General features: G+C 26.3%; 14 protein-coding genes, 5 tRNA genes, 1 pseudogene and 2 other annotated features. Of the genes and pseudogenes, 18 read left to right on the top strand and 2 right to left on the bottom strand.

The features are described 5' to 3' along the window. Positions 1-100 precede the first annotated feature (100 nt). From hslO to EGD97_RS03100, 6 genes are all read left to right on the top strand, one after another. Positions 101-985, top strand: coding sequence for an Hsp33 family molecular chaperone HslO (hslO, locus tag EGD97_RS03125; RefSeq protein WP_078682367.1), 885 nt, complete (start codon positions 101-103; stop codon positions 983-985). 361 nt (positions 986-1346) lie between these two features. Further along, positions 1347-1422, top strand: a tRNA-Val gene (locus EGD97_RS03120). A gap of 4 nt (positions 1423-1426) precedes the next feature. Beyond that, a tRNA-Asp gene (locus EGD97_RS03115) sits at positions 1427-1503 on the top strand. An 18-nt stretch (positions 1504-1521) separates the two neighbouring features. Continuing rightward, positions 1522-1597, top strand: a tRNA-Phe gene (locus EGD97_RS03110). A 4-nt stretch (positions 1598-1601) separates the two neighbouring features. Continuing rightward, positions 1602-1676, top strand: a tRNA-Gly gene (locus EGD97_RS03105). Positions 1677-1680: 4 nt separating this feature from the next. Next, a tRNA-Cys gene (locus tag EGD97_RS03100) sits at positions 1681-1755 on the top strand. A gap of 515 nt (positions 1756-2270) precedes the next feature. On the opposite strand, the gene EGD97_RS03095 is transcribed toward EGD97_RS03100, so the two are convergent. Next, positions 2271-2969: a DUF6873 family GME fold protein gene (locus EGD97_RS03095; RefSeq protein WP_127836476.1), complete on the bottom strand. Its 699-nt coding sequence runs from the start codon at positions 2967-2969 to the stop codon at positions 2271-2273. Positions 2970-3338: 369 nt separating this feature from the next. Here EGD97_RS03095 and ytxC point away from each other — a divergent pair, with 369 nt between their 5' ends. The 11 genes and pseudogenes from ytxC to EGD97_RS03040 all read left to right on the top strand — a co-directional run bounded on the left by ytxC (position 3339) and on the right by EGD97_RS03040 (position 15243). Then, complete coding sequence (ytxC, locus tag EGD97_RS03090; protein WP_078682365.1) at positions 3339-4238, top strand: putative sporulation protein YtxC; 900 nt, start codon at positions 3339-3341, stop codon at positions 4236-4238. 45 nt (positions 4239-4283) lie between these two features. Then, positions 4284-4400, top strand: a sequence feature (ribosomal protein L20 leader region). A 17-nt stretch (positions 4401-4417) separates the two neighbouring features. Further along, positions 4418-4939, top strand: a complete 522-nt coding sequence (gene infC / locus EGD97_RS03085) for a translation initiation factor IF-3 (RefSeq protein WP_078682364.1) — start codon at positions 4418-4420, stop codon at positions 4937-4939. Positions 4940-4959: 20 nt separating this feature from the next. Then, positions 4960-5157 (top strand): 50S ribosomal protein L35, encoded by a 198-nt coding sequence (gene rpmI / locus EGD97_RS03080; RefSeq protein ID WP_078682363.1) that lies wholly within the window; start codon positions 4960-4962, stop codon positions 5155-5157. Between the two features lie 30 nt (positions 5158-5187). Next, complete coding sequence (gene rplT, locus EGD97_RS03075; protein ID WP_078682362.1) at positions 5188-5547, top strand: 50S ribosomal protein L20; 360 nt, start codon at positions 5188-5190, stop codon at positions 5545-5547. A 455-nt stretch (positions 5548-6002) separates the two neighbouring features. Then, positions 6003-7339, top strand: a pseudogene (locus EGD97_RS03070) (TrkH family potassium uptake protein). Between the two features lie 257 nt (positions 7340-7596). Continuing rightward, positions 7597-8259: a potassium channel family protein gene (locus EGD97_RS03065; RefSeq protein ID WP_078682360.1), complete on the top strand. Its 663-nt coding sequence runs from the start codon at positions 7597-7599 to the stop codon at positions 8257-8259. A 15-nt stretch (positions 8260-8274) separates the two neighbouring features. Continuing rightward, positions 8275-9063: a TrmH family RNA methyltransferase gene (locus EGD97_RS03060; RefSeq protein WP_205693946.1), complete on the top strand. Its 789-nt coding sequence runs from the start codon at positions 8275-8277 to the stop codon at positions 9061-9063. A 302-nt stretch (positions 9064-9365) separates the two neighbouring features. Beyond that, positions 9366-9578 (top strand) — a binding site (T-box leader). 136 nt (positions 9579-9714) lie between these two features. Continuing rightward, on the top strand, positions 9715-10734 hold the full coding sequence (pheS, locus tag EGD97_RS03055) for a phenylalanine--tRNA ligase subunit alpha (RefSeq protein WP_127836475.1): 1020 nt from the start codon (positions 9715-9717) through the stop codon (positions 10732-10734). Positions 10735-10801: 67 nt separating this feature from the next. Next, positions 10802-13183, top strand: coding sequence for a phenylalanine--tRNA ligase subunit beta (gene pheT / locus EGD97_RS03050; protein WP_078682357.1), 2382 nt, complete (start codon positions 10802-10804; stop codon positions 13181-13183). 197 nt (positions 13184-13380) lie between these two features. Continuing rightward, on the top strand, positions 13381-13977 hold the full coding sequence (zapA, locus tag EGD97_RS03045; RefSeq protein ID WP_078682356.1) for a cell division protein ZapA: 597 nt from the start codon (positions 13381-13383) through the stop codon (positions 13975-13977). 120 nt (positions 13978-14097) lie between these two features. After that, complete coding sequence (locus EGD97_RS03040) at positions 14098-15243, top strand: aminotransferase class V-fold PLP-dependent enzyme (RefSeq protein ID WP_127836474.1); 1146 nt, start codon at positions 14098-14100, stop codon at positions 15241-15243. Between the two features lie 141 nt (positions 15244-15384). Here EGD97_RS03040 and EGD97_RS03035 read toward each other — a convergent pair whose 3' ends face one another. Further along, positions 15385-16056, bottom strand: coding sequence for a hypothetical protein (locus EGD97_RS03035; RefSeq protein WP_127836473.1), 672 nt, complete (start codon positions 16054-16056; stop codon positions 15385-15387). Positions 16057-16212: 156 nt separating this feature from the next. On the opposite strand from EGD97_RS03035, the gene EGD97_RS03030 reads away from it, so the two are divergent. Next, entirely contained in the window at positions 16213-16719 is a 507-nt protein-coding gene (locus tag EGD97_RS03030) for a hypothetical protein (RefSeq protein ID WP_127836472.1), read from the top strand. Positions 16720-17271 lie beyond the last annotated feature (552 nt).

Raw genomic sequence — 17271 nt, 5'->3', positions numbered from 1 at the left:
CAATAATATACAATAATATATTTGAAAACAAATTTGTGATAAATTTTTTATAATTATCGTAAAAATTATTTTACGATTTGTTATTTGTAAGGAGGTAAAAATGGCTGATAAATTAGTAAGAGCAACAGCTCAAAATGGAAATATAAGAATATTTGGAGCTATAACTACAGAACTTGTAGATAAAGCTTCTAAAATACATAATTGTTCTGCTACAGCAGCTGCAGCCTTAGGAAGAATGCTTACAGCAGGGAGCCTTATGGGAGCTATGTTAAAATCTGAAAAAGAAACTTTAACTATACAAATTTCTGGAGGAGGAAAAGCAGAAGGAGTTGTAGTAACAGCTTATCCTAATGGAAAGGTAAAAGGATATATTGGGAATCCATCTGTAGAACTTCCTGCAAACAGTAAAGGGAAATTAGATGTTGGAGGAGCAATAGGTAAAAATGGGAACTTACTTGTTATAAGAGATATGGGATTGAAAGAGCCTTATGTAGGTCAAGTTCCTATATATACAGGTGAAATAGGAGACGATTTAGCTTATTATTTTACTGTTTCCGAACAAACTCCATCAGCAGTAGGACTTGGAGTATTAGTTGGAACTGATTTAAGTATAGAAGCTGCAGGAGGATTTATAATACAGATGATGCCTGGTGCTGATGAACTTACAGCAGATTTAATAACTTATAGGCTTCAGGATATACCTTCTATAACTGAACTTATTAAAAAAGGAATGACTATTGAAGATATATTAAATTTTATATTTGAAGATATGAATTTAAATATATTAGATAGTATTAAGCCAGAGTTTAAATGTGATTGTTCAAGAGATAGAGTAGAAAAAGCACTTATAAGCATAGGAAAAAAAGATTTAGAAGAAATATACAACGAAGGCAAAGATGAAGAAGTAAAATGTCATTTCTGTAATACCTCTTATATATTTACAAATAAAGAAATAGGTGAGATTTTAAAAAAAGCAACTATGTAATAATAAATATAAATATATTTATTTATCTATATATTTATTATTATATTTTATATAGATAAATTTAAAAATTTTCTACATAAAATATATTTACAAAAGCAAGTAATATTTATAAAAGCAAGCAAAAATGTCTTTTAAATAAAAACATATATCAAGCATTTTAAAAAATGTTTCAAAATTTTTATAATATTAGCACCAGTTTTATTGGTGCTTTTTTAATTATTTTTGTCCAGTTATCAACATAAATTACGATATAATGAAGACATTATCATAAATCAATCACAAAATGCCTTTTGAATAAAAAACATATTGACAATTCAACTTTAACATTATATAATTTTAATTGTCTTAAGTGATAATTAGTGGGCGCATAGCTCAGCTGGGAGAGCATCTGCCTTACAAGCAGAGGGTCACAGGTTCGAGCCCTGTTGTGCCCACCACTATGGCCCAGTGGCTCAGTTGGTTAGAGTGCCGGCCTGTCACGCCGGAGGTCGAGGGTTCGAGCCCCTTCTGGGTCGCCATTTATTTAATAATATTAAGGCCAGATAGCTCAGTCGGTAGAGCAGAGGACTGAAAATCCTCGTGTCCCTGGTTCGATTCCTGGTCTGGCCACCATTTTGCCGGAGTGACTCAATGGTAGAGCGTCACCTTGCCAAGGTGAAAGTTGCGGGTTCGAATCCCGTCTTCCGCTCCAGTATGGCGCTATAGCCAAGTGGTAAGGCAGAGGTCTGCAAAACCTTTATTCCCCAGTTCAAATCTGGGTGGCGCCTCCAAAAGCTGTTTTAAGATTTATCTTAAAACAGCTTTTTAATATTTTAATATACAAATTTTAATATATAGTTTTTTAATTTATATATAGTTTTTTAATATATAAATATGATTAATCTATAATCTATAGCTGTAATTTTAGTTCTATTTGTTTCTTTAAAATAGTTTTTAATATATAATATTATTAATTCATAATAAGCTGTAAATTAATTTCCACTATACAATTTATAGTATTTTTAAATTTCTATTATATCTATACATAAAGAACTTTTTATTTTACATGTATCAAGTGATAGCATGATACATGCTGGAGTACTTGATAGAGATTAGCTATAATTGATAAATATTTAATAAAAAGACCTTTGTGAGATGATAATAATATTAAAAAATAAAGCAGTACCAAAATTATAATTTAGTATTTTGGTTACTGCTTTATTTTATATTGTAAGTATACTACAATGGTTCAAGTATATTATAATGCAAGATTTAAAATATAAATACTTCTATAGTAAATACTGTTTTATATTGTAAGTATACTTCCTCTATCTATAAGTTTACCTTTACTTAAAAATACAGGTTCTACTTTATGCTTTTTTAAAAAATCAAATACATCTTTGCCATATAAATAATTGTGTAAATCGCCATAAAAAGCAATAATATTGTCTTCTAAAAGTCCACAACACCCGCCTATAAATCCATAATTTAAATAGGGAAGCAAAATATCTCCAGGAGGCAATAAAAGTACATCAATTCCTTCTTCATAAAGACTTTTTGCAATTTTTTTATCACTTGTCATTACAGCATTATTTCTTACAATTGCTGTAGAACATTTACTATAACCTTGTTTAACATTTATTATCTTTTTATGTTTTATCATTTTAAGTAAAACACTATCTGTATATTTTATATTATGCATAAAAATATTATCTAAATTTACTGCATTTAAAATTATATCTAAAGGGTAATTACTGCTTAAACTTTTTTCTGAAAAAATAACATTTATATTTTGACTTTTTAGAAAATCAATAAATTTTAAATCCATATCTTTATGTACTATAATAGTATTTTCATTTAATACATGTAAAAGCATATCAGGGTGTCCACATACAGCTTCATATAAATTATTGTTAGGAGGAACTGTAAGTACTTTATAACCTAATTTCCCTAAATTTTCTTTCTCCTCATTTGTTGCTCTATAATCTATAAAAATAATTTTCATAATAAATTCAACTCCTGTATATAATAACATTATTACAATTAAATATAAATTTAAATATAAATTATTTCAACTACAGAAAGTTTTATTAATATATTTATTATAAATATACAATAGAGAATTTAATAAAATAATAATTCTAAGCATAGAATATACATTTTATTTTTATAGATAGTAATTTTGAAATTGCTATTATTTTTTATGTTTATATTATAAATAAGAGTTTATTTTGATAAGCATTAATATTAGATTTTTATAAAATTATATTTATAAAAATTTATATAATTTTAGTTTTGTCGATAATTGTTTAATTAATTTTGCATATACATTTTCTTTAAACACATAATAGTATAAGAAGGGAGTGTATCAAATATGCTGCTTTTAACAGTTGTATATGATAAATTTAAAGAAGATATAGTAGAAAAAGTAAGTGAAATGAAGCAATATTTTAATGAAAGAAACATAACAGTAGGCTTTTCAGAAAGCATAGATAACAATACTCACTTCTTAAAGATATTTTGTGATGAGAATGCTTATGATTCTAAGCTTACAAAAATATTTAATTTTTATATGGCTGATATTTTATATGATTTAGTTATTGATGAATTTTACAAAAAAGAAATACATAATTTTATAACTAATACTTATTTCTTTTTAAAGTATGATGAAATTAAAGAAATTAAAAATTTAAGCTTAAAAGCTTTAAAAAATAAAGGACCTATAACAAATGAAAATATGGTATTTTATAGAAATAGAAAAAATTCTATAATTCAAAAGATAACAGATTGCATTGAAGAAAATAAAGAAATCAACATAAATGGTTTTATCAGATTTAGAATGAAAGAGTTTATAAATGATTTAGAAAGTATAATTGATAAAGTAGTAGAAAATTATATGGTAGAAAAAGAATATAGTGAATTTATAAAACTTTTAAAATATTTTGTAGATCTTCAAGAAAGTAAAATAGAAAAAATCAACATTATAATTGAAGGCAATGAAAATTATATTTTGCAAGATGGTTTTGGGAATGATATAATGGATATATTATTTAGTGATTTAAGTGATGATAAATTTTCTGGAGCTATAAGTATTGATGATATGCTTATAAGTGCACTTATTACAAATGCACCTAAAAATATAATAATTCATGGTAAAGAAAATTGCAGCAACAAAGAAATTTTAGATACTATTACAAGTGTATTTGGAGATAGGGTTAAATTTTGTGATAAATGTAATATGTGTAAAAATATAAAATCAAAAATAAAATCATAAAAATCTATTGACAAATTATGAAATAAAATATAAAATTGTTAATGTTGAATTAAGTAGAAACAGCCGTTTCTCACCTTGAGGCTTTGCTAAAGAGGTTTTAATAGGTTAACTTTTAGTGTTGAGCTATTTAAAGGACGGCTTTTGCTGTCCTTTTTTTAATTTATATTAATATTTTGGAGGTGAAAATTATTAATAAAGATTATCTTTTAAACGAGGAAATACGTGAAAAAGAAGTAAGAGTAATTGATAATAATGGAGAACCATTGGGAATTCTTCAAACAAAAGAAGCTTTGAAAATAGCTGAAGAAAAAGAACTAGATTTAGTTCTTATAGCTCCAACTGCCGTTCCACCTGTTTGTAAGATTATGGATTTTGGTAAGTTTTTGTATGAGCAGACTAAAAAAGATAAAGAAGCTAAGAAAAAGCAAAAAGTTATAAACATTAAAGAAATAAGATTAAGCCCTACTATTGAAGAACATGATATTAACATAAAAGCAAATAATGCTAGAAAATTTTTACTAGATGGTGATAAAGTTAAAGTCACTGTTAGATTTAGAGGCAGAGAAGCTGATTATTCACATGTAGGTTACAGTATATTAAATTCTTTTTCAAGTAAACTTGAAGATGTAAGTGTGATAGAGAAACCAGCTAAATTAGAAGGAAAGAATATGATTTTGATACTTGCTCCTAAAAGAGCATAATTGAGAGGAGGAATTTTACTATGCCTAAAATGAAGACACATAGAGGTGCAGCTAAAAGATTTAAGAAAACAGGAAGTGGAAAGCTTAAAAGAGCTAAAGCATTTAAGAGCCATATATTAACAAAGAAAAGCTCTAAAAGAAAAAGAAATCTTAGAAAAACTGATTATGTAGCAGCTGCTCAAGAAAAATCAATGAAAAAATTATTACCATATCTATAATATTAATGCACTAGGAGGAGGTTTTTTTAAATGGCAAGAGTTAAAAGAGCTATGAACGCTCGTAAATATCATAAAAAAGTACTTAAGCTTGCAAAAGGATATTATGGTGGAAAAAGCAAGCTATTTAAGACAGCTAATGAAACTGTTATAAGAGCACTTAGAAATGCATATGTAGGAAGAAAATTAAAAAAGAGAGATTTTAGAAAACTTTGGATAGCAAGAATAAATGCTGCTGCAAGAATGAACGGATTATCTTATTCAAAATTTATGAATGGAATTAAACTTGCAGGAATTGATATAAATAGAAAAATGCTTTCAGAAATAGCTATAAATGATCCAAAAGCTTTCAGTGAATTAGTTGAAACTGCTAAAAAATCATTAAATCAATAATAAATTTTTCTTATTTAATTAATATAAAAATTTATATTAAATATGTTGTAAATTTTTATATTAATAGTATAATGATAATTATTAATAAACAATAATTAAGAAATTAATATTTATAATTTTATAGTATATTTTTTTAGCCGGGTACTTATTTTATAATTTAAAATTAAGTATTCGGCTATACTTCTAAAAAATTTATTAATATATTAATATAATGATTATCTTATAAAAAGTCTTTTATTAAATATTGACCTACTATAAATATTAACCACTATATAAGCAATAAAAATTTAGAAAATTATAAACTGTATAGTATAAATTAATTTACAGCTTATTGTGGGTTAATAATATCATATAATATATGATATTATATTTTAAATACATATATATTTAAAATACATATATAAATGAATATAATAAATAATTATATTCACATTATTATTATAAGAGGTGCTAATATGCAAATCAATTTTTACAAGGATATAAAGTTTAGACCTGTCCAAATTTTAACAATAGGGTTTGCTTTGGTTATTCTAATAGGAGCTATACTTTTGACATTGCCTGTATCTTCAAATTCAGGTAATCAAACTCCTTTTATAGATGCATTATTTACTTCTACTTCTGCAGTATGTGTTACAGGGCTTGTAACTTTAGATACTGGAACTTATTGGAGTTATTTTGGGAAAACTGTTATTATATGCTTAATTCAAATAGGAGGATTAGGCTTTATGTCCTTTGCTACATTAATTTCTTTAGTTATAGGCAAAAGGATTACTCTTCAAGAAAGACTTGTTATGCAGGAAGCTATGAATGCTTTTTCGCTGCAAGGGCTTGTTAAACTAGCTAAACATGTTTTGATTTTTACATTTTTTGTAGAAAGTGTAGGAGCACTTTTACTTTCTACAGTATTTATCCCTGATTATGGATTAGCTAAAGGTATATATTTTAGTATATTTCATTCAATATCAGCTTTTTGTAATGCTGGATTTGATCTAATTGGTCAATTTAGAAGTCTTACTGTTTATGCTGATAATGCAGTGATAATTTTAACAATTTCTTTTCTTATAGCTAGTGGTGGATTAGGTTTTTATGTTTGGTATGAGATATTTAATTATAGAAAACAAAAAAGATTTTCATTACATTCTAAATTAGTTATAACTGTAACATCTATTTTAATATTAGGTGGAGCAATTTTGATGTTCTTGTTTGAACATAATAATGCTGCAACAATTGCACCTATGTCATTTAAAGGCAAAATATTATCTTCATTATTTGCTTCTATTACACCTAGAACAGCAGGATTTAATTCTATATCTACAAGTGATATGACACCAGCAGGAAGATTTCTTACTGTAATATTAATGTTTATTGGAGGTTCATCAGGTTCTACTGCAGGTGGAATTAAAACAACGACAGCTGGAATTTTAGTTATGACAGTTATTTCAGTTGTAAAAGGAAGAGATGATACAGAAATATTTAAAAGAAGAATAGGAAAAGAAATTATATATAGAGCTCTTGCAATTACTATAATAGGAATTGGGCTAATTATAACTGTAAGTATGATTTTATCAATTGAGCATCTCTTGAGTATATTATTTATGAAGTTACATCAGCTTTTGGTACTGTAGGGTTAACATTAGGACTTACTACTAAATTAACAACCATAGGTAAAGCAATTATTTCATTTACAATGTTTTGCGGAAGGGTTGGACCACTTACTATAGTTCTTGCAATAGCTAGAAAATGCAGCAAAAATACAATCAAATATCCAGAAGATAAAATATTAGTTGGATAATATTAATTAATTTAATATAGTTTACTTTTATCATAGAGTAATTATTATTTTATTAAAATGGTTGTATTAAAATTTAAACTTATATAATGATTATCTCACAAAAGTTTTTTTATTAAATATTGACCAATATATATAAATTTCATATTGAAAATTAATCTACAGCTTACTGTAGGTTAATCATATATAATAATTTTATGAAATTTAAGGATACTAAAATTTTAAATTTTCAGCATTCTTAAAAGTTTTGGGAGGAAAATATGCGTAAGAAACAATTTGTTGTAATAGGTCTTGGAAATTTTGGATCTTCAGTTGCAAAAACACTTTATTCACTTGGAAATGAGGTACTGGCAGTAGATTCTGATGAAGATGCAGTAAGAGAGATATCAGATTATGTAACTCATGCAGCACAGGTAGATACATCTGATGAAAAAAGTCTTAGAGATCTTGGAATAAGTAATTTTGATGTAGCTGTAATAGGAATAGGTTCAGATATTCAAGCAAGTATAATGGCTACTCTTATAGTAAAAGAACTTGGAGTTAAATATATAATAAGTAAAGCTCATGATGAAATGCATGCAAAACTTCTATATAAAATAGGAGCTGATAGAGTAGTATTTGTTGAAAGAGATATGGGAGTTAGAGTTGCACATAATATATTTGCATCTAATATTTTAGACTATATTGAACTTTCACCAGATTATAATATTGCAGAAATTGTAGCACCAGAAGAATGGTATGGAAAAACTTTAAGAGAAATAGATGTAAGAGCAAATTATGGATTAAGTGTTATTGGAATTAAGAGAAATAGAGAAATTAATATAGCACCAAGAGCGGATGATTTAATAAGTCCAGAAGATACTATTATAGCAATAGGTTCAACTAAAGAATTAAGTAGATTTGAAAGCATCTTTGGAAGATAGGTGAAATATTTGGAAATCATCGAAAGCAAGGATAATTCATTAATAAAAGAAACTAAAAAGCTTAAAGAAAAAAAATATAGATTAGAAAAAAAAGAATTTCTAATAGAAGGATTTAGATTTGTAGATGAAGCTCTAAAATCTAATTTTGAAGTATCCAAAATTTTTATAAGTGAAATGATTTTGGATAAATGGGAAACTTATAGCATTAAAAATAATATAAAATCTTCTACAAAAGTATATGTAGTTAACCATAATATTTTAAAACAGCTTTGCAGTACAGAAAATCCACAAGGCATTGCAGCTGTAGTAAAAAACAAAGATTTTAAAATAGAATCTAAAAAAGGATTTTATATATTAGTAGACAAGGTACAAGATCCTGGAAATTTAGGCAATATAGTTAGAAGTTCCTATGCTTCTGGAGCTTTAGGAGTTATACTTACAAAAGGAACTGTAGACATTTATAATGAAAAAGTTCTACGATCAACTATGGGATCTATTTTTAATATACCTATATTTCAAGATGATAATTTTACTAAGCTTAAAGAACTAAAAAATAATGGATTTAAGTTAATTGTAACCTCTTTAAAAGATTCAAAAAATTTATACGAAGAAGATTTGACACAAAATATAATAATAGCTGTAGGCAATGAAGGCTTTGGAGTTAGTAAAGAAATTTTAGAATTAGCAGATGTAAAAGTAAAAATTCCTATGCCAGGTGGGGCTGAATCTTTAAATGTTGCTGCGGCAGCTTCTATTATAATGTTTGAAGCAGTTAGACAAAAGTTGACAATATATAAGAGCTAAATTATAATATATAAATGATTAAGATTTAAGTTAAATATGGTTTAGTAAAATAATATAAATATAGAATATTATTAAACCGTAGTAAACTGTAAATAAATTCCTACTGTCTATACAATGAGCAGTATGTCCATTATTGATTTATTTTAAAATATAGTGGTTATTTTTAAGAAAAAATACTGTTTTGGAATTACTAAAATATATTTTAGTAAAAATCGTATTATTATTTTACTATATAAACCTATTAAATTTTGAAGTTTAATGTATATAAATAATAATTTTTTAGTAAATTAAAAATAAATAAATAAAAAACTATGAAAAAGAGAGTAGATGAAGAATACTTTTTCAGGGAGAAAAGGTCATAGACTGAAAGCCTTTTTAAAAGTTTTTCATCGAAGTTCACTTTGGAGTTCTGACAGTGAAATATAGTAGCTGTTGGTGGATAAAACCATTAAATTTATCTAAGAGGACATTTTTATGTCAATTAGGGTGGTACCGCGGAAAAATCCGTCCCTTATAGGGATGGATTTTTTTTTATATTTTATTCTAAATAGAGGGAGTATTATTATTTTAAAAGATTGCAATATTAAATTAAGTTGGGTATCATATTGTAAATTTTAATTATTCAATAAATTTAGGAGGAGAAGATCATATATGAGAGAAAAATTAGAACAAATAAAAGAAATGGCTCTTAAGGAATTAAATGAAGCTGAAAATAAAGCTAGTTTAGAAAATATTAAAGTTAAATATCTTGGTAAAAAAGGAGAGCTTACTCAAATATTAAGAGGTATGGGTGCTCTTTCTAAGGAAGAAAGACCAATAATAGGGAAAATAGCAAATGAAATTAGAGAAACTTTAGAAAAGCATATAGAAGAAGCTTCAAACAATATTAAACTAAAAGAAAAAGAATTTAAGTTAAAAAAAGAAGTTATAGATATATCTATGCCTGGAAATAAAAGGGTTTTAGGTAAAAGGCATCCTATTTCACTTACTCTTGAGAGCATACAGGATATATTTTTATCAATGGGATTTACCATTGTTGAAGGGCCAGAAGTTGAATTAGATTATTATAATTTTGAAGCATTAAATATTCCTAAAAATCATCCAGCAAGAGGAGAACAAGATACTTTTTATATTAATGATAATGTAGTTTTAAGAACACAGACTTCACCACTTCAAATAAGAACTATGGAGAGCCAAAAACCTCCAATTAAAATGATAGCACCAGGAAAAGTTTATCGTTCTGATGCAGTAGATGCATCACATTCTCCAATTTTTTATCAAATGGAAGGTCTTGTTGTAGATAAAGGTATAACTTTTGCAGATTTAAAAGGAACTTTAGATCTTTTTGCTAAGAGAATGTATGGTGAAGATATAGTTACTAAATTCAGACCACATCATTTTCCTTTTACAGAACCTTCAGCAGAAATGGATGCAACTTGTTTTATGTGTGGAGGTAAGGGATGCAAATTATGTAAAGGAAGCGGATGGATAGAAATTTTAGGTTGTGGAATGGTTCATCCACAAGTTTTGAGAAATTGCGGTATAGATCCTGAAGTTTATAGTGGATTTGCCTTTGGGTTTGGAATAGATAGAATGGTAATGCTTAAATATGGAATAGATGATATAAGACTTTTATATGAAAGTGATGTAAGATTTTCTAATCAGTTTTAATTATATAGATATTTAAAATAAAAACTAAATACAGAAATATTTAATATTGCTATGAGGAGGATTAACTATGAAAGTACCATATAAATGGCTTAAAGATTATGTAGACATTGATATATCAGTTAAAGAATTAGGAGATAGACTTACTCTTTCTGGTTCTAAAGTAGAAGAAATTATAACATCTGGAGATGAAATACAAAATGTAGTTACAGGTAAAATACTAAAAATAGAACCTCATCCTGATGCAGAAAAATTAGTTATTTGTCAGCTTGATGTTGGAAATGGAGAAGAACTTCAAATAGTTACAGGTGCAGAAAATATGAAAGAAGGAGATATTGTACCTGTAGCCCTTCATGGTTCTACTTTACCTAATGGAGTAAAAATAAAAAAAGGTAAGCTTAGAGGAGTAGTTTCAAATGGTATGATGTGTTCTGAAGAAGAGCTTGGAATAGCAGGAGAGGAACACGTTCACGGTCTTATGATACTTCCAAAAGATACTCCTATAGGAAAAGATATTAAAGAAGTTTTAGGACTTAACAAATCAGTTATAGATTTTGAAATAACTTCAAATAGGCCTGATTGTTTAAGTATTGTGGGTATAGCTAGAGAAACTGCTGCTACTTTAGGAAAAACTTTAAAATTTCCAGATATAAGTTACAAAGCATCATCAAAAGAAAATATTAATGATATTTTAAAGGTAGAGGTTAGAGATAATACACTTTGCAGAAGGTATATGGCAAGAGGAGTTAAAAATGTTAAAATTGCTCCATCACCAGCATGGATGCAGGAAAGACTTTTAGATGCTGGAGTTAGACCAATAAATAATATAGTAGATATAACTAATTTTGTAATGTTAGAACTTGGAGAGCCAATGCATGCTTTTGATAGAAGAGAAATTTCTTCTAACACTATAGTAGTTGATAGAGCAGAAGATGGAGAAAAATTTGTTACTTTAGACGGAATAGAAAGAACATTAAATTCAGAAGTATTAAATATAAAAGATGGAAACAAAACAATTGGCATTGCTGGAATAATGGGAGGGCTAAATTCAGAAGTAAAAGAAGATACTAATGAAGTTATATTTGAATGTGCTAATTTTGATGGAACTAATATAAGAATATCTTCTAAAAATCTTGGATTAAGAACAGAAGCTTCAAGCAGATTTGAAAAGGACTTAGACCCTAATTTAGCGCAAATTGCACTTGATAGAGCTTGTAATTTAGTAGAAACTTTGGGATGTGGAGAAGTTATGGAAGGTACAATAGATATATATCCTAAAGTTTATAAGGAAAAGGTTATTGAAGTAAGTGTAAGCTGGGTTAATAAATTTTTAGGAACAAATATTGAAGGACAAGAAATGAAAGAATGTCTTGATAGATTGGAACTTAGAACGGTATTAAGCAATGATACTTTAATTATAACAGTTCCAACTTTTAGAAGTGATATAAATATTAAAGAAGATGTAGCTGAAGAAATTGCAAGAATATATGGTTATAACAATATACCTGTTTCTATTATGAATAGTATATCTTTACATGGAGGCAAAAACACAAAACAAAAATTAACTGATAAAATAGTAGAAACTCTTATAGGATGTGGATTAAATGAAGCTATAAGTTATTCTTTTATAAGTCCAAAAGTTTTTGATAAAATTTTACTTCCAAAAGACTCAACTTTAAGAAATGCAGTAGTTATTAAAAATCCCCTTGGAGAAGACTTTAGCATAATGAGAACTACAACTATTCCTTCTATGATGGAAGCTTTAGCTAGAAATTATTCAAGAAATAATGAAGAAGTTAAATTATTTGAAATAGGTAAAGTATATATCCCTAAAGAAGATTCTAATAAACTTCCTGATGAAAAAAATATAATTACAATAGGTATGTATGGTAATGTAGATTATTTAGATTTAAAAGGAATTGTGGAAAATATTTTAGATACATTAGGAATAGATAATGCCTCTTTTAAAAGAGAATCTGAAAATCCTACTTTTCATCCAGGGAAGACAGCAGCTTTGTATATTAAAAAAGATTTAATAGGAACTTTAGGTGAAATTCATCCTGATGTAAGCGAAAACTATAGAATAGATGAAAGATGCTATATAGCAGTATTAAACTTAGATGTTTTAATTAAATCAAGCAATATGAATAAAAAATATAAGCCTCTTCCAAAGTATCCTGCTGTTACAAGAGATTTGGCAGTATTAGTAGATGACTCTGTACTTGTTCAGGAAATTGAAGATATAATTAAAAAACAAGGCTCAAATATGGTTGAAAGAGTTAAACTTTTTGATGTTTATAAAGGCAATCAAATACCAGAAGGCAAGAAAAGTGTTGCATACTCAATTACTTATAGACTTGAAAATAAAACTTTAACTGATAAAGAAGTAAATAAAGTACATGATAAAATACTAAGAAGTTTAGAACACAACTTAGGTGCTAAATTAAGATAAATATATAATATAATATGAAAAATAAATTTGGTTTATCAAAGTAATAATTAAAAAAATGCCTAGACTTACTAAAAATTATAAAGTTAGTCTAGGCATTTTATATAATTTAACATAAAATTTCAAATTAGTGTTTTATAGCTGTCAAAAATATGTTAAAATATAGATAAATTATATAAAAAACTTAAGAGGGTGAACCGATGAACGTTGTAACGGTTGTTATAAATGGTGTTGAATATAATTTAAGAGGAGAAGAAAATGAAGAATATTTACATAAAGTAGCTAGGTATGTAGATAAAAAGCTTAAAGAAACTTTAGAAGCTAATCCTAAATTAAGTTTATCTGCAGCCTCAATTCTTACTGCTTTAAATGCCGCAGATGATATGTATAAATGTGATGAAGCTTATGAAGAACTTCAAGAAAAAGTAGACAAACTATTAGAAAAGGAAAAAAGCTTAAAAGAGGAATTAAATTCTATAAAAAAACAACTCAAATATTTAGAAGAATATAATGCAGAACTTCAATTAAAATTAAAAAATATGACAAGCGAGCAATTTTCTAAAGAAAAAGAAGAAGAAGTTAAAAACTTAGTTAGTCAGCTTCAAATAATGGAAGAAACTGCCAAAGAATATTTAAATGAAAGAAATATTTTAAAAAATGAAAATAAAGAACTAAGATTTCAGCTCCAAAGTTATAAATACAAGACTATTGATCTTCAGCAAAGACTTATAGAAAAAGGTATAGATCTTGTAAAAGAAAAAAGAATGAAAAATTCTCTCATAAAATTAGAAAAATAAATAATAAAAACTACAGCTATAATTATAGCTGTAGTTTTTATTATTTATAAACATGCATATATTGTTTTACACATTTAATATAATATAGTGATATTATATGCTGATTTTTAGGAGGTATTTATGATTTATCTTGATAATGCAGCTACATCTTTTCCAAAACCTTCTGATGTTTATGAGGAAGTTTTAAAATGTATGGAAAACTATGCTGCAAATCCTGGGAGAGGTTCTCACGATATGTCAATTAAAGCTTCAGAAAAAGTTATGGAAACTAGAGGGGAAATAAGTGAATTTTTTAATATACCTAATCCTTTAAATATAGTTTTTACAAATAATGCTACAGAGGCTTTAAATATTGCAATTAAAGGTTTATTAAAAAAAAGAGACCATGTAATAAGTACTGTTATAGAACATAATTCTGTACTTAGACCATTAAATTATTTAAGCAAAAATGGAGTTCAATTTACTCTTTTGGGAGTAAATCAATCAGGATATATAAATATTAATGGATTAAAAAATGAAATAAGAAAAAATACTAAAGCAATTATAATTAATCATGCCTCTAATGTTTTAGGTACAATACAAAATATTAAAGAAATTGGAAAGATAGCAAAAGAAAATAATATAATATTTATAGTTGATGCTTCACAAAGTGCAGGAATTTTATCTATAGATGTGCAAAGAGATAATATTGATTTACTTGCTTTTCCAGGACATAAAGGACTTTTAGGACCTCAAGGTACAGGATGTCTTTATGTTAAAGATGGAATTGAATTAGAAAATTTTAAAGATGGCGGAACAGGCAGCAATTCAAATTTAATGGTTCAGCCTGATTTCCTTCCAGATAAGTTTGAAAGTGGTACTTTAAATACACCTGGTATTGCTGGACTTTGTGAAGGAGTAAAATATATTAAAAAAGTTGGAAGAAAAAATATAAAAAAGCATGAAGAAGTATTAATAGAATATTTTTTAAATGAAATTAAAAAACTTTCTTATATAAAAATATATGGACCTCAAAATTATGAAAATAGAGCTTCAGTTGTTTCAATTAATATAGAAGGAATAGATAGTTCTAAAGTTGGATATATGCTAAATAAGTATGGAATTGCAGTTAGAACTGGATATCATTGTGCACCTCTTATACATGGAATTATAGGAACTATGAATAGGGGTACTGTAAGAATTAGTCCAGGATATTTTAACACTTTTGATGATATAGAAAATTTAGTTAAAGCATTAAAGCAAATATATGAGCAGAGAAAAATATAATAATTAACAAAAACAATATTTATTCAAAATATAAATTCTTTATATAAACAAAAACCATGCATAAAAAGGTATTATTCCAATTTATGCATGGTTTTTATTTATAAAATTATATTAATGTTGTTCTTACAATAATTTTATTTTTTAACAATTACCTGAAACTGAATTAAAAGTAATAGAAAATTGAACACCTTGGCCATTGGCTTCGCAGAAAGTTAATTTAGTTGCTACTAATTCAGCAGTTATGTTACTACATGTAATAAGACCTGAATCGCTGCAAATTGATCTGGCTTCAGCTTCAGTTGCATATACTCCTATACGTCTATTAATGCAAAAATTACCAGAACAGCATATGCGTGTAGTAGATGGTGTTAATTCACATGTTGTACTATTCCCATTAGGTTCTTCTACTCCCGTTATAGGAAAAACATTTGCTATAAATGGAATACATCCTACAAGTCTTGCTTCAAATGCAGATACTTCAAATGTACCAGAAGGACAATCCTCTGCTGAGCATACAACAGTAATAGGATTAACACAGCAGGATAACTCACTTGTTCTAAAAATAAGATTTTGATTTTCAGCAGGAACTGTTGGATCTTCAGCAGAAGTTACTGGTATATTAAAACCATTAGGAACATTTACTACACAGCAATATGTTCCTATTACTGGATCTACAGTTGCTGGAGCATCTTTAACCAAAGCTTTTAATTCTTTTTCTTGTGAAGTTACTTTTGATTGTTCATCGTTTATTGTTGCTGCAACATCTTCGCTTAATCTTTCCATTTCACTTATAATTTCTTTAATATCTCTCATTACATATCTCCTTAATTTAAATTAATAAATTGCTATCTGATATTATAATATTAAGGTAGCAAAAAATGTGTTACAGTTTTTATAAAAATATAAGTTATAACATTAAATATTAAGCATATTTTATATAAAGAGAAATGTATAGAAAGGATAGAATTAATGATATCAGTAAAAAAAAATATGTATGTTTTAAAACAGTCTGATGGCACTATATGGAATTTTAAATATGATAGAAATAAAGGCATTATATATAAAAATTATAAAAACGGTATCTGGTCTAAATATAATATATTTGTAAAAGAAGCTAAAGAGAATTTTTCAGCAGCTATATTACCAAACGATACCATATGTATAGTATACGAAGATTTAAATGGAAATTTAATGATGTATACTTTTAATGGTGTAAATTGGAAAGTATATAATATTACAAAAAATAATAATATGAATATATTTAATGTTTATTTCAAAATTATTTTATATAAAAATTATTTATTTTTATTTTATAGTATATATAAAAATTCTAATAAAATAACTATAGTTTTTCAAACTGTAGATGAAAAAGGGAATTTATCTTCAATAAAAACAATAGATGATATATATTTTAAGTATGATATTCCTTTTTATATTAATATTTCTAATAAAAATGTTTTGTATATTATGTATTAAAAATATGAAAATAATCATGAACTTGGTTATAAAATTTTAAATAATGATTTAGAAACTTTATCTAAATTTTATGTAATTGATATTTCTTTATTTTCATTTAAAGAATATTATTTATTAGCAGTAGATGACACATTACATTTTATTTATATAAAAAAGAACAAAAGGGACGTTTACTCTTTAATTTATTGTCAAGGAAGCTTTTCAAAATATAAGTGCAATAATATTTTAGAAAGTGAAGATATTACTTCTTGCAGCTTTTTTATAATAAATAATCATATTTGGTGCTTATGGATACAAAATAATGAGATATGTAGTACTTTTTCTATTGATGAAGGAGAAATTTTTAGTATACCACCTCAAATTGAATTTTTAAATGCAACAAATGTATTTAAGGCAGTATATTTATCAAATTACATTGAATCTGAAACAAATATTTATATAAATGATATATTTGTTTTAGATGAAAACATACCTAAGTGTTTAGTAGCAGATGATATAGGTGGTAATATATATGGAAGTAATAAAAATAGTAAATATTTGTTTTACAATAAA

The sequence above is a fragment of the Clostridium prolinivorans genome (assembly GCF_004011155.1).
Classification (GTDB): Bacteria; Bacillota; Clostridia; order Clostridiales; family Clostridiaceae; genus Clostridium_AT; species Clostridium_AT prolinivorans.
The sequence above is the reverse complement of the archived record's forward strand: the minus strand, read 5'-3'. Positions and strand labels throughout refer to the sequence as shown.

Bases quoted from the DNA above. Each gene is read 5' to 3' on its own strand.
- pheS (WP_127836475.1), top strand. From the start codon at position 9,715: ATGAGAGAAAAATTAGAACAAATAAAAGAAATGGCTCTTAAGGAATTA.
- rplT (WP_078682362.1), top strand. From the start codon at position 5,188: ATGGCAAGAGTTAAAAGAGCTATGAACGCTCGTAAATATCATAAAAAA.
- EGD97_RS03065 (WP_078682360.1), top strand. From the start codon at position 7,597: ATGCGTAAGAAACAATTTGTTGTAATAGGTCTTGGAAATTTTGGATCT.
- hslO (WP_078682367.1), top strand. From the start codon at position 101: ATGGCTGATAAATTAGTAAGAGCAACAGCTCAAAATGGAAATATAAGA.
- pheT (WP_078682357.1), top strand. From the start codon at position 10,802: ATGAAAGTACCATATAAATGGCTTAAAGATTATGTAGACATTGATATA.
- zapA (WP_078682356.1), top strand. From the start codon at position 13,381: ATGAACGTTGTAACGGTTGTTATAAATGGTGTTGAATATAATTTAAGA.
- ytxC (WP_078682365.1), top strand. From the start codon at position 3,339: ATGCTGCTTTTAACAGTTGTATATGATAAATTTAAAGAAGATATAGTA.
- EGD97_RS03095 (WP_127836476.1), bottom strand. From the start codon at position 2,969: ATGAAAATTATTTTTATAGATTATAGAGCAACAAATGAGGAGAAAGAA.
- EGD97_RS03030 (WP_127836472.1), top strand. From the start codon at position 16,213: ATGATATCAGTAAAAAAAAATATGTATGTTTTAAAACAGTCTGATGGC.
- EGD97_RS03040 (WP_127836474.1), top strand. From the start codon at position 14,098: ATGATTTATCTTGATAATGCAGCTACATCTTTTCCAAAACCTTCTGAT.
- rpmI (WP_078682363.1), top strand. From the start codon at position 4,960: ATGCCTAAAATGAAGACACATAGAGGTGCAGCTAAAAGATTTAAGAAA.
- EGD97_RS03035 (WP_127836473.1), bottom strand. From the start codon at position 16,056: ATGAGAGATATTAAAGAAATTATAAGTGAAATGGAAAGATTAAGCGAA.